The 20489-nt window shown below is 56.2% G+C and carries 15 protein-coding genes; 9 read left to right on the top strand and 6 right to left on the bottom strand.

Annotated features, from left to right (window positions below; genetic code table 11):
• Window positions 1–7 precede the first annotated feature (7 nt).
• The 5 genes from nthB to RTE01_RS01405 are packed head-to-tail and all read left to right on the top strand — an operon-like array spanning window position 8 to window position 2671.
• Window positions 8–661, top strand: coding sequence for a nitrile hydratase subunit beta (nthB, locus tag RTE01_RS01425; protein WP_134525980.1), 654 nt, complete (start codon window positions 8–10; stop codon window positions 659–661).
• The gene (locus RTE01_RS01420) at window positions 658–1125 is read left to right on the top strand and encodes a nitrile hydratase accessory protein (RefSeq protein WP_135184649.1); all 468 of its coding nucleotides are present in this window, start codon (window positions 658–660) and stop codon (window positions 1123–1125) included. The genes nthB and RTE01_RS01420 overlap by 4 nt, the downstream gene beginning before the upstream one ends.
• A complete protein-coding gene (locus tag RTE01_RS01415) occupies window positions 1122–1331 on the top strand; it encodes a CbtB domain-containing protein (RefSeq protein ID WP_115192754.1) in 210 nt (69 codons plus the stop codon). Before RTE01_RS01420 ends, RTE01_RS01415 begins: the two co-directional genes overlap by 4 nt.
• A gap of 10 nt (window positions 1332–1341) precedes the next feature.
• Window positions 1342–2097, top strand: a complete 756-nt coding sequence (locus RTE01_RS01410; RefSeq protein ID WP_134525974.1) for a CbtA family protein — start codon at window positions 1342–1344, stop codon at window positions 2095–2097.
• 4 nt (window positions 2098–2101) lie between these two features.
• Window positions 2102–2671, top strand: coding sequence for a histidine phosphatase family protein (locus RTE01_RS01405; protein ID WP_134525971.1), 570 nt, complete (start codon window positions 2102–2104; stop codon window positions 2669–2671).
• A 38-nt stretch (window positions 2672–2709) separates the two neighbouring features.
• Here the strand turns inward: RTE01_RS01405 and RTE01_RS01400 are convergent, their stop codons facing one another.
• The 6 genes from RTE01_RS01400 to RTE01_RS01375 all read right to left on the bottom strand — a co-directional run bounded on the left by RTE01_RS01400 (window position 2710) and on the right by RTE01_RS01375 (window position 15282).
• On the bottom strand, window positions 2710–3603 hold the full coding sequence (locus RTE01_RS01400; RefSeq protein WP_041145530.1) for a transglutaminase family protein: 894 nt from the start codon (window positions 3601–3603) through the stop codon (window positions 2710–2712).
• Window positions 3600–6011 (bottom strand): circularly permuted type 2 ATP-grasp protein, encoded by a 2412-nt coding sequence (locus RTE01_RS01395; RefSeq protein WP_197734838.1) that lies wholly within the window; start codon window positions 6009–6011, stop codon window positions 3600–3602. The genes RTE01_RS01400 and RTE01_RS01395 overlap by 4 nt, the downstream gene beginning before the upstream one ends.
• Window positions 6012–6170: 159 nt before the next feature.
• Window positions 6171–9515 (bottom strand): transglutaminase family protein, encoded by a 3345-nt coding sequence (locus RTE01_RS01390; RefSeq protein ID WP_134525965.1) that lies wholly within the window; start codon window positions 9513–9515, stop codon window positions 6171–6173.
• Complete coding sequence (locus RTE01_RS01385) at window positions 9512–10462, bottom strand: alpha-E domain-containing protein (RefSeq protein ID WP_197734839.1); 951 nt, start codon at window positions 10460–10462, stop codon at window positions 9512–9514. Before RTE01_RS01385 ends, RTE01_RS01390 begins: the two co-directional genes overlap by 4 nt.
• The gene (locus tag RTE01_RS01380) at window positions 10462–11913 is read right to left on the bottom strand and encodes a circularly permuted type 2 ATP-grasp protein (RefSeq protein ID WP_041147625.1); all 1452 of its coding nucleotides are present in this window, start codon (window positions 11911–11913) and stop codon (window positions 10462–10464) included. The genes RTE01_RS01385 and RTE01_RS01380 overlap by 1 nt, the downstream gene beginning before the upstream one ends.
• Before the next feature lie 603 nt (window positions 11914–12516).
• Entirely contained in the window at window positions 12517–15282 is a 2766-nt protein-coding gene (locus RTE01_RS01375; protein WP_134525962.1) for a LuxR C-terminal-related transcriptional regulator, read from the bottom strand.
• 254 nt (window positions 15283–15536) lie between these two features.
• Between RTE01_RS01375 and RTE01_RS01370 the strand changes: the two genes are divergently transcribed.
• From RTE01_RS01370 to lpdA, 4 genes are read left to right on the top strand one after another with little or no spacing between them, the layout of a single operon-like run.
• Window positions 15537–16496, top strand: a complete 960-nt coding sequence (locus RTE01_RS01370; protein WP_166793777.1) for a thiamine pyrophosphate-dependent dehydrogenase E1 component subunit alpha — start codon at window positions 15537–15539, stop codon at window positions 16494–16496.
• An 11-nt stretch (window positions 16497–16507) separates the two neighbouring features.
• Window positions 16508–17527, top strand: coding sequence for an alpha-ketoacid dehydrogenase subunit beta (locus RTE01_RS01365; protein ID WP_134525956.1), 1020 nt, complete (start codon window positions 16508–16510; stop codon window positions 17525–17527).
• Window positions 17528–17530: 3 nt separating this feature from the next.
• Entirely contained in the window at window positions 17531–19066 is a 1536-nt protein-coding gene (locus RTE01_RS01360) for a 2-oxo acid dehydrogenase subunit E2 (RefSeq protein WP_141334584.1), read from the top strand.
• On the top strand, window positions 19056–20453 hold the full coding sequence (lpdA, locus tag RTE01_RS01355) for a dihydrolipoyl dehydrogenase (RefSeq protein WP_134525953.1): 1398 nt from the start codon (window positions 19056–19058) through the stop codon (window positions 20451–20453). The genes RTE01_RS01360 and lpdA overlap by 11 nt, the downstream gene beginning before the upstream one ends.
• Window positions 20454–20489: the final 36 nt, after the last annotated feature.

The raw sequence follows: 20489 nt of genomic DNA, 5'->3' as shown, positions 1-20489 counted from the left end.
GAAAACCATGAACGGGATACACGATCTCGGCGGTATGCACGGCTTCGGCCCGATCCCTACCGAGGAAAACGAGCCCTATTTCCACCATGAGTGGGAGCGCCGGGTATTTCCAATGTTCGCCTCGTTGTTTGTCGGCGGACACTTCAACGTCGACGAATTTCGCCATTCCATAGAATGTATGCCCCCTGCCGACTATCTGCAGTCGAGTTACTACGAGCACTGGCTGCATGCATTCGAAACCCTGCTGCTGGCAAAGGGGGTGATCACCGTTGACGAGTTGTGGGGTAGCGCGAAGCCCACCCTCTGTAAGCCTGGCACACCTGTGCTGACGCAGGACATGGTATCGATGGTCGTCAGCACGGGCGGCTCTGCTCGCGTCAGTCACGACGTTGCGCCCCGCTTCCGGGTGGGAGATCGGGTACGAACGAAAAATTTCAACCCGACCACCCATACCCGTCTGCCGCGTTACGCACGCGATAAAGTCGGCCGCATAGAAATTGCTCACGGTGTGTTTATCACGCCAGATACCGCGGCGCACGGCCTGGGCGAACATCCCCAGCATGTCTACAGCGTCAGTTTCACCGCGCAGGAGCTGTGGGGGGAGCCGCGCCCGGACAACGTGTTCATCGATCTGTGGGACGACTATCTGGAGGAAGCATGAATACTGCGACACAACACGATTACGCCGCCGTCGGGTTACCGCGCGATGAGGAAGGGCCCGTATTCGATAAGCCCTGGCAGGCAAAAGCGTTCTCACTGATCGTCCATCTGCACCGGGCCGGGCTCTTCCCGTGGGCAGAATGGGTACGGACATTCAGCGAGGAGATCAAGGCTGCGCCGGCCCAGCCTGGTGAAAGCGTGAATGATGCCTACTATCGCCAGTGGGCAGCGGCGATGGAAAAAATGATAACCGCCCTCGACCTGATCGTGCCGGAGGAGTTCACCCGGCGGACACAGGAATGGCGGCAGGCGTATCTCAACACGCCTCACGGCCAGCCAATTGTACTGGCGAACGCCAGTTGCCCACCGGCACATACCCATCATCACCTTCCGCTGGGCGTGCCGGTGACGGTTAGCCCGGCGCACTCGTCCAACAGCAAAATCGACAATGGAGTTACATCATGAGTGATATCACCCTGAATGCCCACGCCCCGGTCGCCCCGATCCCTGTCGCGGAACTGCTGCCCTGGGCGCTGTTCACCGCTTTGCTGGCGCTGCTGGCTATCTATTTTGTTGGCGCAGAGCAAGGCGCAACGTCGATGTTTTCCGGTACCCAGGTGCATGAATTCTTCCACGACGCACGTCATCTGCTGGGCTTTCCCTGCCACTGAGGAGGCGGAAATGATTGGGAAACTGTTATTTAAAGGGATGATGGCCGGCATTCTGGCCGGACTGGTGGCATTTGCCTTTGCACACCATTTCGGCGAACCGCAGGTCGATCGCGCCATTGGGTTGGAAAAAAGCATGTCCGCTCACACTCACCAACACGGCGCGTCAGCAGACGGTGGAGAAGAAGAGGTGTTTAGCCGACAGACCCAGTCCGGGATCGGTCTAATGGCCGGTATGGCGCTGTTCGGCGCCGCACTGGGCGGCGGCCTGGCGCTGGTGTGGGCTTTTAGCTACCAGCGCTTCGGGCCATCGAACCCGCGTTTGCTGGCGTTGTGCCTGGCGCTGGTCGGTTTTCTGGCCATGAGCCTGATGCCAGGTCTGAAATACCCGCCCAATCCGCCCGCAGTCGGCAACCCGGATACCATCGGCTATCGTACCGGGCTGTACTTCGTCATGATGTTGCTTTCCATCGGCATCGTCATCGCGTCCGCGTGGTTATCACATCAGCTAATGCCGCGCCTCGGCAGAGGAAATGCGATGATGTGGGCAACGCTGTTCGCCGTGGCGCTGATGCTCGTGGTTTGTGCCCTGATGCCGACAGTGAACGAAGTGTCCGACCACTTCCCGGCGGACCTGCTGTGGCGTTTTCGCATAAGCTCCTTCGGCACGCATCTGGTGCTCTGGAGCGTCATCGGTATAGCGTTCGGTGCCTTAGCCGAACGCACGCCGGCGACACGCGGACAGCGCCCGGCCTTCCGGCGCGGTTAACATTATGAGAGCGTCGCTAACGCTGATTTGTCAGGGAGAAACGGCAGCTTCCAGAGGTTCACATTTTCCCTGTGATGACCCTCTGGAGGCGCGGGAGTGGCAGCGGGCGCAGCACTTACCAGGCAGTGCCGCCCGTTATCACAGCGTCTGGATCTCCCCAGACACCGCCGCCCGACAAACCGCCGCAGCGCTCTCTTTACAGGGCACCCTGGTGGCAGAGCTGGCGGAACCCGACTACGGCAGCTGGGCCGGTCGGCCATTACGTGAGGTGATGGCGCAAGACGCCGAAGCTTTCCACGCCTGGCTGGAAGGCGCCCCGCCCCCGGGCGGAGAGTCGCGTGCTCAGCTGTTGGCGCGCTATGGCAGTTGGCTGGCCAAACGCGTCGATATGCAAGGTCGTCACTGTGCAATTGTGCCCGCCGCCGCAATCCGCGCCATGATCGTCGACGTTCTCGGCGCACCACCTCAATCATTTTCACGCATCGACATCCACCCGCTCAGCATCACCGAGCTGCGCAGCGACGGACGGCGCTGGAATTTTTGTTTATTGAAAGACCGCGCAACTGGCGGTTAGGTCAACTCGCCCCTCGGTGCACTGAGGGGCGGTTTCGGTCAGCCAGATGAATCCTGACGCTGCACATCAACCGCCACTTCCAGAGCCAGCGTTGCCCCGCCATCGAAAATAACGCCCTGTAACGGAGTCACATCGGCATAATCCCTTCCCCACGCCGTGACGATATGCTGCCCCTGAGGCATAAGATCGTTGGTCGGATCAAACTCCAGCCAGCCGATATCAGGGATAAAAATGGCAAACCAGGCGTGTGACGCATCGGTGCCGACGAGTTTTTCCTGCCCCTCCGGCGGCAGCGTTTCAATATAGCCGCTGATATAACGCGCGGGTAAGCCGACAGAGCGCAGGCAAGCGATCGCCAGATGGGCAAAATCCTGACAGACGCCCCGCTTCTCCTCTAAAACCTGCTCGGGTGGTGTTGTGACGCTGGTCGCAACCGGGTCGAAAGTAAACTCCGTAAAAATACGATGCGTGAAGTCCATCGCCGCCTGGATCACCCCTGCATTGTCGTGAAAAATATCGGCAGCATAGCTGGCAAGCCGTTCGGAACGGAGGATTAAACCGGAATCGAGCAAATACTCTTTCGCCATTCGCAGATCCGCCGTCCCGGACTCCTGCAGCAATCGACGATACTCACCGCAGGTGAGCGGGTGGTCATATAGCAGGTTCGCGTGGTTTATTTCATCAATATCAAAGTAGCTTTCCATCTCAATGGTTAGCTTGTCGTGCGGAACCTGGATCGAGAAATAAAACGTCAGATTGCCGAAATAATCACTCCCCTCGCTCTGATAAACGGGCATCGGCGTCACCGTAATCCGCCGCAGTAAACAGCGCTGATTTGCCGTATCGCGCGGCAGAAGATGCGTCATGTTGTAGCATAACGTCACGGGTGAATTGTACTGGTACTCCGTCAGATGACGTACCCGGTATTTCATAAGTCAGTCTTCCATTGCGCGTTAATCAACTGCTGGGGTCCATCTGCATGATCGAAATACTTGTCGCTCAGCAGGGTCGTAAACTGCTCCAGTTGGCTGATTATCTGCGTCATAAGCGTATCCAGCTGTCCACGCAGCTCCGTTTGTTCATCGACCTGCGCCAACATGTCCAGCTCGGCCAGCTGAATATCGGTCAGTGATTTCATTATCGGACGCATGTCGGATGTCAGGCTGGAAGTCTGACCATCCTGTCGCGGTAGTTCGAGGAGGTATTTGCGCAGTCGATCGATCTGATAAATCAACGAACGCGGGTTGCTGGCGTCCAGCATCAATAAATCCAGACCAGAAATGATGTTCATACGTCCGCGATAGCGGCGACGGAAAGAGATCAGTGCCTCTACGCTCATCAGTACCGATTCTAAAATTTGCTGTTGCTGTAAACCAGGAAGAGCGTGGGTCAGCGTGTGTTTGAGTAAAATGGCGGTTAGACGCGCCCGCTCCGCGCGGCGGCCAATCTCCTGAAACCGCCAGTCCATTCCACGCAGCATGCTTTCATGATTCAGCCCGGACAAGGCCAGTAAAGAGGTGACCAGATTGTCCAGTGACTCTTCCGGCAGCTCCGGCAGCCCATCCTGATAGGCCACCTCCACCGCCCGAATACAATCGCGTAACTCATTGAGAATAATTCGGGTATCGGCCGAGAGCATCTCTTTTACCTGCTCGCCGCAGGTCAGCATGCTTTGGATATTAAATTTAATCGATCCGGCGCGTTGGCCATCACAAACCAACGAAGAAAGCTCATGATTCTGGTCAGCGCCCGCGTCTGTTTCAGGCAACGTGCCGGTGAGCGGAAATAATGCCCCCAGCAGGACATCGCGGCTCTCAGGCATAAACAACTCAACTCCGTTAAGCTGTTTGAAAAGAGTGCGTATCACGCGCAGGCTCATTTCAGCGCGTTCCGCATAGCGGCCAAACCAGAACAGGTTCTCGATAACGCGGCTGGGCAGATTTCCCTCATCACGAGGAATGGAGTCCGTCAGCGGCTGCTGCGCTATATCGGGTTTTTCCCCCAGTATCCACGTATCTTTACTGCGTGCGCCGGATAAATCGCTAACAATAAATTCATCAGCGGACTCAGCTACCCGTGATAGCGTTCCGGGCATGACGCAGTACCCCTCCGGGGTGGCGACGGTAAACGCGCGGAAAATACTGGGCCGATATTCAATTTGTTGATTATCCCAGACCGGTACGCGCGAGCCGGGTATGTATACCTGAGCCACGTAGTTGTGCGGGTTGGCGTTGATTTGCTCAATGGTGAGCATCCGATTGCGCTCATCCAGGCTATGACCGTAAATGCTTTTGCTATCAAAACTACGCCAGGACGGTTTGATTATCAGGTGCTCAAGGTTACGGATCACAAAATCGCGATCCTCAGCGCGACCGCACCACCAGGTCTTAACCGTCGGGATCAATAGCGGTTCGCCAAGCAAACACTGACTAATTTCTGCGAGAAACGCCAGCAGCGCCGGCGCTTCAAGAACCCCTGAGCCCAGAGGATTTGCCAGCACGACGTTACCGCTGCGTACCACTTCAAGCAGCCCCGGCACGCCTAGCCGCGAGTCGGAACGCAGTTCCGTTTGGTCGCAATAAGTATCATCCATACGGCGCAAAATCACATCAACTTCCGACAGGCCATTAAGGGACTTCAACCATACCCTGCCGTTACGCACGGTCAGATCGCCTCCCTGAACCAGCTGAAAGCCGAGATAGTTCGCGAGATAAGCATGCTCAAAATAGGTACTGCTGTATGCACCGGGCGTCAGTACCACGATCCGCGGGGTCTCTGTTTTGTGACTGGCAAGACCGGCTAACGTATGCCGCAGTGCGTGAAAGAAGCCGGAAAGCCGCCGGACGTTGCTGTTGCGAAACAGCGACGGCAGCACGCGAGAAACGGCGATTCTGTTTTCAAGAACATAACCGGTGCCGCTCGGCGCCTGGGTACGATCGCCAATAGCCACAAACTGTCCATCACCGCCGCGAACGAGATCGACTGCGTGGAAGATGAGATTATGCGCGCCCGGCAGACGTATACCGTGGCACTGACGCAGAAAGCCAGGATGAGAGAAAACGATTTCTGACGGGATTACGCCCTCTTTCAGCAGCCGCTGTTCACCGTAGAAATCTTTAAGTATCAGGTCGAAAAGCAGCGAGCGCTGCGCCAGGCCACGTTCAACGGTTAACCACTCATCCTCCGCCAACAGATTTGGAATGATGTCCAGCGACCAAACGTTCGGCGACAGCGGATCGCCATTGAGGTTATAGGTTGCGCCATCGTCGCGCAAAATACGCCTTGCCTGACGAAGACGGTTTTCCATCCCTTCTATACCCATCTCGCCGACGCTGTTCATGACCTCAGTCCAGTGTGGGCGGATGGTGTTCGCCGGATCGCAAGCTTCGTTATAGACGTCTGTCGTAGAGGGATCGACAGAGAAAGACGCCGGCTCACAGGCCGGCGTGATTGATTCAGAAAAAGAAGCTGTCATGTATTCTGATTACCCGGCTCAAAGCTAAATCCTAGTATACTTCCTGCGGAGATCCAAAGTATGCGGGTATTCATCGCCCGGTTCTTCTTCCGGAGGAGCCATTGGGCGTGGAACCTGCTCATGCTCATAGAATGTCCTTAACGCGCTGAATGCTGGAGGAGGCGTCAAGACGCCCTGGGTGAAGCCATGATCCCAGAATCGATTGACGCGCCTTGCCTCAGCTTCATTGCTGTTGACCGGTAGCGTCTCATAGTGACGTCCGCCCGGGTGGCTGACGCGATAGCTACAGCCACCAATGGAAAGACCGTTCCAGGTATCAATCAGATCAAACACCAGGGGGGTATTCACCCCAAGAGTCGGATGCAGCGCCGAGGTTGGCGCCCAGGCGCGATAGCGCACCGCCCCCACCATCTCCCCTTTCTTTCCGGTCGCTCGCAGCGGTACGCGGCGGCCGTTGCACGCCAGCACATAGCGTCCTTCAGTCAAACCGGACAGGCGCACCTGCAGGCGTTCGACGGAGGAGTCAACGTAGCGAGAGGTCCCGGACTGCGTCACTTCTTCGCCCAGGACATGCCACGGCTCGATCGCCCAGCGAAGCTCGAGCTCAATATCATCAATTTGCTGGCGACCATAGTGCGGGAAGCGGAACTCTTCAAACGGCAGCAGCCATGACAGTTTAAAGGGATAGCCATGCCGCTGCAGGTCATCCACCACTTCTTTTACGTCCTGCCAGACGAAATGCGGCAACATAAACTTATCGTGCAGTTGGGTGCCCCAACGGACCAGCGGTTTGTGATACGGCTGGTTCCAGAAACGCGCCACCAGGCAGCGGAGCAGCAGCAACTGCACCAGCGACATGCGGGCGTGCGGCGGCATTTCGAAGCCGCGGAACTCCAGCAGCCCCAGACGGCCGCTACTGCTGCCTGCCGCGTACAGTTTGTCGATGCAAAATTCTGAGCGATGGGTATTACCGGTGATATCCACCAGCAGGTTGCGCATTAGCCTGTCTACCAGCCATGGGGTATCAACCAGCCCTTCCGGCATGTTCTGGAAGGCTATCTCCATTTCATAAAGCGCTTCATCCCGTCCTTCATCCGGACGCGGAGCCTGACTGGTTGGGCCAATAAACATTCCTGAGAATAAGTAGGAAAGACCCGGATGATGCTGCCAGTATGTCACCAGGCTACGCAGGAGGTCGGGACGCCGCAGTAGAGGGCTGTCGGCAGGAGTGGCCCCGCCTAAGGTCACGTGGTTACCGCCCCCGGTACCGGTGTGGCGGCCATCAAGCATAAACTTCTCGGCCCCCAGTCGGGTCTGTTGCGCCTGCTCGTAGAGCGTTTCAATATTATGGACCAGCTCATCCCAGTGGCTGGCAGGGTGAATATTGACCTCGATAACCCCAGGGTCGGGGGTTAACAGCAGCTTCTGCAAGCGAGCATCTTTTGGCGGCTCATAACCTTCTATCACCACCGGTAGCTGCAACGCGCTGGCCGTCGCTTCGACGGCATGAATCAGGGCAACATAATTCTCCAGATGGGTGACTGGCGGCAGGAACAGATGGAGCTTGCCCTCGCGCGGTTCGAGGCACAGCGCGGTGCGGACCACGCTTTTACTGCCGTTAACTGCCGATTTTTGTTGCTGCAACGCCTGCTGGGCAACGGTGGTGGCCGCCTCTTCCCCGATCGCAAAAACCGGCAGCGGTTCGCGAGGTTCGAAAGGATCGCGTTCGACGACGCGCTCATCTTCGGTGAGCGGCGGCAGCGAATTGAGCGGCAGACGGTAACCCATGGCGCTGTCTCCGGGGATCAGCGTAATCAGCCCTCCCCGCATCGGCCAGCGGCTACTCCGCCACCCTTGACCATCAAACTCGACGGGCAGAATGTAGCCCGTTGCGCTTTCCATACCACGGCTGAGTAAACTGGCCAACCGTCGCCGTTCAAGGTCATCATCGAGACTCGCCTTCCTCGGGTCGGCCCCTTCCGGCAGCGCGCGCTCGAGCCACAGGTAGTAGAGCGCGTCTTCATACCCGGGTTGCAAATAGCCAGCGTCGATGCCTAACTGCTGACACAGCGTCTGACCAAAGCGCTCCGCATCAGCGATGCCGTGGCCGTAATCCCGATCGACGCGGGCAACGAGCTCCGGATCGTGCCACAGCGCCTCTCCGTCGGTGCGCCAGAAGCACCCCAGCGCCCAGCGCGGAACCTCCTCTCCCGGATACCACTTACCCTGACCATAGTGCAGCAGTCCCCCGTGACTGAACTGCGCTTTTAGCCGCAGCAGCAGGTCTTTAGCGAGACGTAATTTATCCTTGCCCAGCGCCTCGGTGTTCCACTGCGCAGAGTCCATATCGTCGATGGAGATAAATGTCGGTTCGCCCCCCATGGTCAGGCGCACATCATTGGATTGCAGCTCAACGTCTACGGCGCGGCCCAGCGCGTTGATGTTCAGCCACTCATCTTCGCTGTAAGGCCGCGTGACGCGCGGATCTTCATGAATGCGTGTGACAATGTTGGTATAGCTGAACTCACATTCGCACGGGTCGGTTGCGCCGGTAATCGGTGCCGCAGACTGCGGGTCCGCCGTGCAGGCTAAAGGAATATGCCCTTCGCCGGCAAACAGGCCGCTGGTCGGATCCAGCCCCACCCAGCCAGCGCCGGGGAGATAGACTTCACACCAGGCGTGCAGATCGGTGAAATCCTGTTCCGGGCCTGACGGACCGTCGAGCGCTTTCACATCGGCAGTCAACTGCACCAGATAGCCGGAGGCAAAGCGGGCTGCCAGCCCCAAATGACGCAGGATCTGCACCAGCAACCATGAGGTATCCCTGCACGAGCCTTTTTTCAACGTCAGCGTTTCCTGACAGCTCTGCACGCCGGGCTCCAGGCGAATTCCATAGTCAATTTCGTTGGCCAGGCGGCTATTGAGCTGCACCAGGAAGGTCACGATGTGCACCATTTCCTCGCAATCAACGGTATCCAGCCACGCGTCAAGTTCAGGGCTCTGCTCGGTGACCTTAAGATAAGGTGCGAGTTCTTCCTGCATCAAGGCATCATAAGCAAAGGGAAAATGCTCGGCATACTCTTCAATAAAGAAGTCAAACGGGTTGATCACGGTCATGTCCGCGATCACCTCCACCGCGAACTCCAGGCGTTTCGTTTTTTCAGGAAACACCAGCCGCGCCTGATAGTTGCCGAACGGATCCTGCTGCCAGTTAATAAAGTGGTCTTCGGGCGTCACTTTCAGGGAATAGCCATGTATATGGGTACGTGAATGAGGCGCTGGGCGCAGGCGCAAAATATGCGGCGCCACGTTGATCAAACGATCGAATTCGTAAGTCGTTGTATGTTGAATCGCAACCCGGATGGTCATACGGCATCCCCTTGCAGGAAAAGAAACCAGTTATCGGTAATCAGGTGATGAAGCGCAATCAGGCTGAGCTGAACCTCATTGAGGTAGAGACTAAATTCGCGGTTCAGATCGTGAGAATTATCGACGCCCCGGGTTGCAAGCAGAAGACTGTCAATGTGATCCGAAACGGCCGACGCCCGCGGTAGCTCAGCGGCAGCCAGCTTGATTTGCTGCAGGCAGTAGCGCTGCGAACGAGGGAAATGCCCATCCGTCAGGAGCAACGTGACCACCAGCGAGCCTTTAATCGAACAGCGCATTACCCGGCGAAAGCTGAGATAGGCGCTTTGCGATTTCAGTACCTTCGACCACACCACCTGGCCTAACTTGATGCTCTCCTCCTCACGCGCCTGCATCATCAGAGAATTTGCCGCGTCAAGAATGCGCGTATTCATATCGGCGCGCTCCAGATAGCGCCCCATGTTCAGAAAATGCCAGCCGGCATCGCGGCTCATCGACCCGGTCAGCAGGCCGATAATTTTCTGACATCCTTCAATGACGTTATTGAGATACGTATGTCGTTCAGAGCGGTTGATCCCCAGGCGGATGTTCTGTCTGGCGTACAGATCCAGTTCATTAATCAGCTCCCACATCTCTCCCGGTACCACATCACGGCTGGTACGGATATTTTCACGGACCATTTTTAATGACGACAGCAGAGAGTCTGGGTTGCTCTCGTCGGCCAGCATAAACTTCAGCACATTGCGTTCGTCTTTAATTTTATAGCGCTGGCCAAACAGGGCGACGCCGCTGCTAATTTCGATCAGGTTATACCAGGAAACAGCGATATCCCGTGGCAGATCGTAAAGCAGGTCGTCATACACGCTGACTAACCGCGCGATATTCTCCGCGCGCTCCAGATAACGCGCGCTCCAGTACAGGCGCGCAGCAACTCTTGATAGCATATTCATTATTTTTTGCTCTCCACGATCCAGGTATCCTTACTCCCGCCGCCCTGGGATGAGTTAACCACTAATGAGCCTTTTTTCATCGCCACCCGCGTCAACCCACCGGTTGTCACGTAAGTCTCTTTGCTTTGCAAAATGAAGGGGCGTAGATCGAGGTGGCGCGGCTCCAGATAATCTTTCGCGATAAGCGCCGGTGCGGTAGAGAGCTTCAACGTCGGTTGAGCAATATAGTTGCGAGGATTCGCCTGGATCAGTTCGGCAAACTGCTGCTGCTCTTTTTTGGTCGAGTGCGGCCCGACCAGCATGCCATAGCCGCCTGATTCGTTAGCCGGTTTCACCACCAGCTTATCCAGATTCTGCAGAACGTATTCCCGTTCATCATCATTCTGGCAAAGGAAGGTTTCCACGTTCGGCAGAATAGGCTCTTCGTCCAGATAGTAACGAATCAGTGCCGGAACATACGCATAGACGACCTTGTCATCCGCCACCCCGGCGCCAGGCGCATTGGCCAGCGCCACGTTTCCAGCTTTCCATGCCCGCATCAGGCCACGCACCCCGAGAACAGATTCGGGATCAAATACTTCCGGGTCGAGGAACATATCGTCAATGCGTCGGTAAATGACGTCCACCCGCTCCGGGCCGTAGATCGTTTTGGTGTAGACGCAGTCGTCGTCGCCAACAAACAGATCGGCGCCTTCCACAAGCTCGACCCCCATTTGCTGGGCCAGAAAGGCGTGTTCGAAGTAGGCAGAATTATAAATCCCCGGGGTCAGCACCACGATTTCCGGGCGTTCAATCTGCCGGGGCGACAGGGCCGCCAGGGTTTCCAGCAGCTGTGCCGGATAGGCGTCAATGGGTTTGATATTCTCGCGTTCAAACAACTCCGGCAGAACGCGCTTGGTGATGGCTCGGTTTTCCAGCATATAGGAGACGCCGGAGGGAACCCGCAGGTTATCTTCCAGGACGTAGAACTGTCCGGTTTCATCACGGACTAAATCGGTCCCACAGATATGCGCCCAGACGCCATAAGGTGGCGACATCCCGACACACTCGGGGCGAAAATTTTTCGACTCCTTAATGATATATTCGGGAATGATGCCATCTTTGATGCAATGTTGTTCGTTATACAGGTCATTGATAAAGCGGTTCAGCGCGGTAAGTCGCTGCTTCAGCCCGGTTTCGGCTATCGTCCAGTCCTGAGCATCAATGGTGCGGGGAATAATATCGAATGGCCAGATCCTGTCGATATTTCCTTTGTCGGTATAGACCGTAAAGCTAATGCCCATTTCCTGTATTGTCGCCTCTGCCGTCAGACGACGCTTTTCAAGTTCATCCGGCGCAAGCGAATCCAGACACTGAATCAAACTCTGTGCTGAACGGCGGGGATTGCCCTCATGGTCGATCAGTTCGTCGAAATAGACGTCGGCTTTGTAGTTTTTTATGAGTTTATGCATCAGCATTGTATCCGTGTTAAATCGCCGATCGTGGCAATATATGCTTCACCTACACAGAACTAAGCCTTTTCATTTTCCATAAAATGAATGTGGCTTTTTACCAGGTGTCATATCAACACCAGTGAGTAAATTAGGTTATCGTCAATAGAGACTGATATGTTCTGTCAATTAAACTATGCGGGTATATTGTGAGTCAGGCATCCTCTTAAAAAACACGGCAAATATGAATATTGGAATCGACGTAGAACTAACTAATGACAGCGTTGATTATCCACTCCTCGCCTACAATAATATCTGCACTGCGTATGGCCCCCACAAATTGGCGGTGATGCGCTGAGATGTTTATTCCTCCATCTAAGTATAAGCATAAAGCATGCCACTAATTAAATTGTTAAATATCAGTGTGATGAGATAAATATTGCTGTATACATCGATTCGTAATGCCTCACGATGATGCAGGCTGATTTTTGTGGGGCACCAAAATGAAACATTACCATTGCGTTTATTCGAGAGTTTCAATCATCGAGCATCTTAAATAGACAACATTGGCAAAGTTCATCATCGAATTTCAACGCAGGGGTTAGGCGTATACTATCCACAGGGTTAATCCAGCAGTTTCATTTCCAGCGCACGGCTCATTGCCTGAGTGCGACTGTTGACTTTGAGCTTGCTGTAGATGTTCTTGAGGTGCCATTTCACCGTCTCAACAGAAATAGCCAGGGAACGCGCAATTTCTTTGTTCATCTGGCCGTCGGCGACCAGGTGTAATACCTGAAGTTCTCGCTCACTGAGCGCCCAATGAACATCATGGCTTTCGCTCTGACGCGGTATTCCTCCGCTCTGAACACCCTGCTCTACCCTGTAAATCTGTGTTGCGCCCTGCTCTTTGCAGGCTGCAGAGGATTCGTCCATATAGGTAAGCAAAGGTTGCAATGTCTCGCCGGCATCAAGAAAAATACGCTGGAAATTCTGTTGCTCAGCCAGGTGCAGGACTGGCTGCAATGCAGTCCTGGCCGCCGCGTTTTCGCCGCTCTTCCACAAGGATAACGACCATAGCGTACGCAGACGCGCTGCGGATAGCCAGTCACCCCGACGTTCCTGCTCAGTAACCAGTCCGGCCAGTAGAATGCTGGCTTGCGGCGCCTGGCCTGACGCCAGAAGAAGGCGGCTACGGCTGACGGCGGCATGCTGAGCGATCGCACGTTGACAAGGATGTTCGGCATCAATTCTGCTATGGACCGCCAGTTGCTCGAGTTGCCGCTGCCGTTGCTCTGCGCCGGGATAATCCCCGCACTGCAGGCGCACTCTAACCTGCTCGGTTAACAACAAAGCCTGCAGCCGCTGCCACCCGCGGGAGATCGCAAGTCGCTGCGCATGTTCCAGGAGTCGTTCCGCCTCATGCGGCATGTCGTCATGCAAAGCCTGACGCGCAAGATAGGTATAGCAACGACTCAATGCATCGGGTGGACTGAACCGATCGATGAGTTCGAGTCTATCTGCTAATAGATTATCGAGTGAGTCAAGGCTCCGCTGTTCGTAAGCAATTTCCGCCAGCAGCGGTGCCAGCGTTGCGCCGCTGGTGGACTGGGAGCCGGTATAACGCTCAGCCTGACGCAATGCACTTTCGGCATACCGCCCGGCGTTCTCCAGATCGGCCTGGCAAAGGTGGCACTGGGTGATGATAAAAGCACGGTAAACCGAGACAAACAGATTATCCAGGGGGCTTTCCGGGCAGGGCATATACCGTTGAACCTCCAGGGCCTCAGCGTAGCGCTGGTTCACCACGTGGCAGTAGCTAAGAATATTGCATATCAGGCCATCAACCCAGGTGTCTCCGCAGGGCACTTCGGCCAACAGCGGCTGAACAATAGCCATACTCTGCGGAATATTTTCGGCGAAGGCTTCGCAAATCGCGCGCACAACACGCAATTTAAGCCAGGCGCTGCGGGTCATACTCTCACGGTGATTAACGACCATTTGGTCGAGATTATCGAGCAACCTTCTCGATTCATCAAAGCGGAAATAGTGCGCCAGGGCCCAGGCCAGATTGATTTGGAGGTCAATACGCGAAGGGTCATTGCTGTCGGGTAAATGATGCATCCAGGAAACCAGGGTATCTATATCCCCTTCTTCCGCCAGTGACTGCGCGCTGGCGCCATCCTGTCCGGGGCTATGAACGGGCTTGCCCGCGGCGAGTGCATGGCGTACCGCCTCGGACCACAATCTCTGCTCAACGAACCAATGACTGGCTAATTCATGTAACTGTTTGGGGTAGATATCGTTGCTCTGCTGCAATATCGCCCGCAGGGTCTCCTGCAAAAGAGGATGGTAGCGAAACCAATAGCCTTGTTCATCAAGGGCTGACAGGAAAAGGTTGTGTCTCTCAATCCATGCCAGCATGGCTTTACCATCGTCACGTCCTGTAACCGCATTGCATAACCCGGCATTTACACGATTGAGGAACGAAGTTTTCACCAGAAAATCGAGCACCTCCTCCGGCAGAGGGTCAAGTACCACCTCTTTCAGATAACGGGCGATGGAGCGTGTACCTCCACGAATGTTGCGCAGCAGATGTTCTGGATCATTCTGCAATGCCGGGGACAATGACGCGATCTTCATACCCGCAATCCAGCCCTCTGTCGCGGACAGCAGCCGCAGCGCATGCTGATTGCTAAGCGGTACGGCAATCGTCTGGCTGAAATATTTTCGCGTCTCTTCGAGCGTGAACTGCAGGTCTCGATCATAGATTTCCACCAGCTGGTCCTGCGCCTGAAGCTGACTCAGGGACAGACTCGGGTGGATACGGCTGCCGATGATCAGATGTAACGCCGCAGGTGCATGCCTGAGCAAATAACCCAAGGCTTCATATACACCAGCATCATTAATCATGTGGAAATCATCGATGATCAGATACAGGTCGTGCGGACAGTAATGTAGCTGGTTAATCAACCCGGCCAGCAGCTGTTGAGAGTTAGCGGGCTTCTGTTCTTCTATGTTGCGCCAAAAATCGGCGTCCCAATCGCCATAGAGCGGACGCAATGCCTGCAGCAGATAAGGTATGAACTGCCAGACGTCATCATCCTCCTCATCGAGGCTAAGCCAGGCAACACGTTCACCCTGGTCGACCATTTGCTGATGCCACTGGGCTAATAGCGTGGTTTTACCAAATCCAGCCCCAGCGCAAACGACGCCCAGACGGCGCCACTGAATTTGATCGAGGAGTCGGAGAAGCCGTGAGCGCTGTAGTAACGGGATAGAGGAGCGTGGCGGGACGAATTTGGTCAGGATGAGCGGCAAGCCTCTCGTCAGCCGCAATGGTCCAGAGACCAGTGATGTTGATTGGCGACCTGCAAAATCCGATGGCTTCATCCGTGGTTGTCTGCTCGTATTGTTTTTATCAATTGTACGCCAGAGCTCGGGATGACATGGGACTGCCCTTCTGGATAAGTACACAAAATTTATAAAGTTTGACCTCAAGCATGAAAACCCCCACCAACCCACCCATGAAGGTGGCTTCGCACTCTCTGCTGGCGCTCGTAGATTCATTGCATTGGTGTGGTTAGGGTGCACCCACCCTGTCAAATAACCCCGCCCGGCCGACCTTTATTGAGGAGACTTAAATGATGCTTAGCAAACAGGCGTTGCTACAGGCTTACCGCAAGATGCGCGAGATCAGGACATTTGAGGAGCGTTTGCATCAGGAAAACACCAGCGGTGATATTCCAGGCTTCATCCACCTTTATACCGGTGAGGAGGCCATTGCTGTGGGAGTTTGCGAAAATTTAACGGACGCTGATTTCATCGGCTCTACGCACCGCGGACACGGCCACTGTATTGCCAAAGGCTGTGATATTCACGGCATGATGGCTGAAATATTCGGTAAGGACAGCGGATTATGTCGCGGCAAGGGGGGCTCGATGCACATTGCCGACCTCTCAAAAGGCATGCTGGGTGCGAACGCTATCGTTGGCGGAGCGCCTCCGTTAGCCATTGGCGCTGCGCTGACGGCCAAAACCCTGAAGACCAGCAACGTCGGCGTCTCTTTTACCGGTGACGGCGGTTCTAATCAGGGCCTGGTTTTTGAAGCGATAAACATGGCAGTCGTGCTCCAGCTTCCTGCGATTTTTATTTTCGAGAACAACGGTTATGGCGAAGGTACCGGTCATGACTATGCCGTCGGCGGTCGTGATATCGCCAGGCGCGCCGCCGGCTTTGGCTTACCGGCAGTGACGGTTGATGGCACCGATTTCTTTGCCGTTTACGAGGCCACCGCAGAGGCGGTCAAGCGCGCCCGCGAAGGAGGTGGCCCGAGCGTGATTGAGGCCAAAGCCTTCCGTTGGCACGGCCACTTCGAGGGCGATCCAGCCCTATACCGTGCTGAGGGTGAAGTTCAACGTCTGCGTGAACAACATGATCCGCTGAAGATTTTCACCGCCAGGGTCAAGCAACATGTCACCCAGGAGGAACTGGCGGCGATCGATGCGGAAGTTGAAGCGCAGGTCGACGATGCCGTACTCAAAGCCCGCGCCGCTGCCTATCCGGCTCCGGAAGACCTGTTGACCGACGTTTATGTCTCTTACTGAGGGTGATAACAATGACTATAAAAACCTATCGTGAAGCGGTGAAGGAAGCCCTGGCCCAGGAAATGGAGCGTGACGAACGCGTGGTACTCATTGGTGAAGACCTGCGTGGCGGCCATGGCGGAAATGCGCCAGAAGAAGCGAGGATAGAAGCCTTTGGCGGTGTGCTCGGCGTAACGAAGGGGCTGTGGACGCAGTTTGGCTCTGATCGGGTGATCGATACGCCAATTACAGAGTCGGCGATCGTCGGCATGGCTGCCGGCGCCGCGGCAACCGGTCTGCGGCCGGTGGCGGAGTTGATGTTCATGGACTTTTTCGGCGTTAGCCACGACGCACTGTACAACCAGGCTGCCAAATTCCGCTACATGTTTGGTGGCAAGGCCAAAGCACCACTGGTCATGCGTGGCATGATCGGTGCGGGTTTCTCTGCAGCGGCCCAGCATTCGCAGTCACCCTATAATATCTTTGCGACCACGCCGGGACTGAAGGTGGTGGTGCCGTCGACGCCTTATGACGTCAAGGGGCTGCTGATCCAGTCGATTCGTGACGACGATCCGGTGGTGTTCTGCGAGCATAAAATGCTTTATGACCTCAAGGGCGAGGTGCCGGACGAGATTTATACCATCCCGCTTGGTGTAGCCAACTATACCCGCGAAGGAGACGACGTCACCATCATCGCGCTGTCGGCAATGGTACACAAAGCAAATCAGGTCGCCGACAAGCTGGCCAGGGAGGGGATCTCGGTTGAGGTGGTCGATCCACGCACCATCTCGCCACTGGACGAAGAAGGTATTCTGGAGTCGGTGGCCTCCACAGGCCGCGTGGTGATTGTCGATGAATCAGCGGCGCGTTTTGGCTTTGCTCATGATGTCGCCGCGCTAATTGCTTCCCAGGCATTCCATTTCCTCAAGGCGCCGATTGTACTGGTGACACCACCGCACACCCCAGTGCCGTTCTCCCCTGCCCTCGAAAAGCTCTGGATCCCTGACGTCAGGCGTATCGAAGCGGCCGTCCGCCAAGTGCTGGAGGATTAAGTCATGAGCGATATCAAGACGCTTGAAATGCCGAAGTGGGGTCTTTCAATGGAGGAAGGTTTGCTCGCTCGGTGGGCCATCCAGGAGGGTGAAGACTTCACCAAAGGCCAGGAAATCTGTGAAATTGAGACCAGCAAAATCGTCAATGTGCTGGAGGCTCCCTTCGCCGGTACGCTACGTCGGATACTAGCCCGACAGGGAGATACCCTCCAGGTAGGCGCAGTTTTGGCGCTGGCAGCTGACTCTTCAGTCAGCGAGGCTGAGCTGGACGCCTTCGCTGCCAGTCTGGCTACGGTGCCGCCAGCGGCCCCTGTCACCCAGGCTACCGAGCCTGCTGTCGCTGCCATCGCCATCGGTAAGCCACCTGGCGTTGTCCCGGCCCCATCCAACAAGCCCCTGGCATCCATTGGGCAAACCGAGGTACCCGTCAGCCTGCAAGGCACGACCAATGCGGCTCAGGTTAATGCCACCCCCCATGCGTTGCGTCTGTCTGCACGGTGGGGTGTCGACCTGCAAAAGGTCCGCGGTAGCGGGCGTGACGAGCGTATCTCTGTCGCTGACCTGGAGAGCGCGATCGTTGCGGCCGGAGGCCGTATAGCCTTACCGAAGCCGCCAGTGCGTTCCAGCAAAGCACCTCGCTCCCATGCCGACGATAGCCAGGTATCGGCAACCCCGCTGGCGCGTCGTCTGGCCGGGAAAATGGGGATCAACCTGCACGACTGTCGCAGCAGCGGTTCACACGGGCGAGTCAGTCGCGATGATGTGCTGGCAGCCGCTTTGCTGCTCGATGGCCTGCCGCAAGCCGGAGCGGTAGAGACGGCGCCACCGGCAGCCTTTGAGACTTTGCCGCTGTCCGGTATGCGGCGGGCGATCGCTGCTCGCTTGCAAATGTCCAAGCAAAATTCACCTCATTTCCGTTTGACTGCCGATCTCGATCTGGAGCGACTATTAGCGCTGCGGAAGGAAATCAACAGCGCAGTGCCCGGCGTCAAGATATCGGTTAACGATCTGCTGGTTAAGGCCTGTGCCCTGGCGCTGGTGGCTGTGCCGGATGTTAACGTACAGTTTGACGAGGCAACCCAGAGCATCCGCCGTTTTGCCAATGCCGATATTTCGGTGGCCGTTGCGCTGCCAGACGGGTTAATTACCCCTATCGTACGTTCGGCCAACAGCAAATCGGTAAGCGAGATCTCCAACGAAATTCATTCTCTGGTCACCAAAGCCAGGGCGGGCACGCTCAAGCCCGAAGAGTTCCAGGGCGGAACCTTTAGCTTGTCAAACCTGGGTATGCTCGGAGTACGGCAGTTTGATGCCATCATAAATCCACCGCAAAGCGCGATCCTCGCCATTGGCGCCGGCGAGCTCCGGGCGGTGGTACGCGACGGACAGATCGTCGCACGCCATCAACTGACCGTATCGCTGTCCTGCGATCACCGGGTAATCGATGGCGCGCCAGGCGCGGCTTTTCTCCAGCAGCTCAAGCGACTGGTTGAAACACCAACCCTGCTGTTGATCCAGGAGACGAGCGATGCACGATAAATACGATGTACTGATAATCGGCGGCGGACCCGGGGGTTATGTCGCCGCCATCCGTGCCGGCCAGCTAGGGCTTCGTACAGCCCTGGTGGAAAAACAGCACCTGGGAGGTATCTGCCTGAACTGGGGCTGCATTCCAACCAAGGCGCTGCTGCACGGCGCAGAGGTGGCGCACAGTATCACCCATGCCAGCCAGCTGGGTTTCACTTTCGGCGAGGTGAATTTCGATCTGCAGAAACTGGTGCAGTTTAGCCGCTCCGTATCGCAACAGCTGACCGGCGGGGTTGAGTACCTGTTGAAGAAGAATGGCGTCACGGTGATAGACGGCACAGCCCGATTGCGTGGTAAGGGACAGATAACGGTAGCCGATGCCAGAGGAGAAGAGCACGACTACCGTGCCGACCACGTTATCCTTGCGACGGGTGCCCGCCCGCGAGCGTTACCAGGCGTAGAGCCGGATGGTGAGCGTATCTGGACCTACTTCGAGGCGCTGCAGCCCAGGTTCCTGCCTAAATCTTTATTGATCATCGGTTCAGGCGCCATCGGCGTCGAATTCGCCAGCCTTTATAACGATCTTGGCAGCGACGTGACGCTGGTCGAGCTAGCCGCGCAGATACTGCCGGTTGAAGACGCCGAAGTGTCCGCCGTGGTGCGTAAATCATTCGAGCGGCGCGGCATTCACGTGCATACCCGGACTCTCGTGACGCAAGTGCAGGTCACCGATACCGGGGTGCGCTGCACCTTGAAAAACGCCGACACCGAACAACTACATGAGGTCGAACATGTGCTGTTGGCGACGGGCGTGCAGCCCAATGTTGAAGGTCTCGGGCTGGAAGCCCTCGGAGTCGTGTTGGATCGCGGTTTTATCAAGACGGATGCCGCTTGCCGCACCAACGTATTCGGCCTTTACGCCATCGGCGATGTAGCCGGTCCACCCTGCCTGGCGCACAAGGCCAGCCACGAAGGAACGATCTGCGTCGAGACGCTGGCTGGCGTCGAAGGCATACACCCTCTTGACCGCGACTATGTGCCCGGTTGCACATATGCCCGGCCACAGGTTGCCAGTCTGGGCTTGACTGAGGAGACGGCACAGGCCAGAGGACGGCCGATCAAGATAGGTAAGTTCGCCTATCAGGGCAATGGTAAGGCGTTGGCCAGCGGTGAGACGGAGGGTTTTGTTAAGACCATTTTCGATGCCGAAACCGGCGAGCTGCTAGGGGCGCATATGGTTGGCGCACAGGTCACCGAACAGATCCAGGGTTTTGGTATCGCCCATCACCTGGAGGCCACACATGAGAGTCTGTTATCGATGATTTTTGCCCATCCGACGCTTTCGGAAGCCATGCATGAATCGATCCTCGCGGCCATCGGTCGGCCGCTGCATCAATAAGTCAATAAGTTAATAAAGAAGGCCGCGATAGCTTCG

The sequence above is a fragment of the Klebsiella terrigena genome (assembly GCF_006539725.1).
Classification (GTDB): domain Bacteria; phylum Pseudomonadota; class Gammaproteobacteria; order Enterobacterales; family Enterobacteriaceae; genus Klebsiella; species Klebsiella terrigena.
Note: the sequence above shows the minus strand (reverse complement) of the source record. Positions and strands in the feature narration are given on the sequence as shown.

What these genes read in the sequence shown, in the direction of transcription:
- lpdA (WP_134525953.1), top strand. Translation starts at nt 19,056, where the DNA reads ATGCACGATAAATACGATGTACTGATAATCGGCGGCGGACCCGGGGGT.
- RTE01_RS01410 (WP_134525974.1), top strand. Translation starts at nt 1,342, where the DNA reads ATGATTGGGAAACTGTTATTTAAAGGGATGATGGCCGGCATTCTGGCC.
- RTE01_RS01360 (WP_141334584.1), top strand. Translation starts at nt 17,531, where the DNA reads ATGAGCGATATCAAGACGCTTGAAATGCCGAAGTGGGGTCTTTCAATG.
- RTE01_RS01365 (WP_134525956.1), top strand. Translation starts at nt 16,508, where the DNA reads ATGACTATAAAAACCTATCGTGAAGCGGTGAAGGAAGCCCTGGCCCAG.
- RTE01_RS01375 (WP_134525962.1), bottom strand. Translation starts at nt 15,282, where the DNA reads ATGAAGCCATCGGATTTTGCAGGTCGCCAATCAACATCACTGGTCTCT.
- RTE01_RS01390 (WP_134525965.1), bottom strand. Translation starts at nt 9,515, where the DNA reads ATGACCATCCGGGTTGCGATTCAACATACAACGACTTACGAATTCGAT.
- RTE01_RS01385 (WP_197734839.1), bottom strand. Translation starts at nt 10,462, where the DNA reads ATGAATATGCTATCAAGAGTTGCTGCGCGCCTGTACTGGAGCGCGCGT.
- RTE01_RS01380 (WP_041147625.1), bottom strand. Translation starts at nt 11,913, where the DNA reads ATGCATAAACTCATAAAAAACTACAAAGCCGACGTCTATTTCGACGAA.
- RTE01_RS01405 (WP_134525971.1), top strand. Translation starts at nt 2,102, where the DNA reads ATGAGAGCGTCGCTAACGCTGATTTGTCAGGGAGAAACGGCAGCTTCC.
- nthB (WP_134525980.1), top strand. Translation starts at nt 8, where the DNA reads ATGAACGGGATACACGATCTCGGCGGTATGCACGGCTTCGGCCCGATC.
- RTE01_RS01395 (WP_197734838.1), bottom strand. Translation starts at nt 6,011, where the DNA reads ATGAACAGCGTCGGCGAGATGGGTATAGAAGGGATGGAAAACCGTCTT.
- RTE01_RS01415 (WP_115192754.1), top strand. Translation starts at nt 1,122, where the DNA reads ATGAGTGATATCACCCTGAATGCCCACGCCCCGGTCGCCCCGATCCCT.
- RTE01_RS01400 (WP_041145530.1), bottom strand. Translation starts at nt 3,603, where the DNA reads ATGAAATACCGGGTACGTCATCTGACGGAGTACCAGTACAATTCACCC.
- RTE01_RS01420 (WP_135184649.1), top strand. Translation starts at nt 658, where the DNA reads ATGAATACTGCGACACAACACGATTACGCCGCCGTCGGGTTACCGCGC.
- RTE01_RS01370 (WP_166793777.1), top strand. Translation starts at nt 15,537, where the DNA reads ATGCTTAGCAAACAGGCGTTGCTACAGGCTTACCGCAAGATGCGCGAG.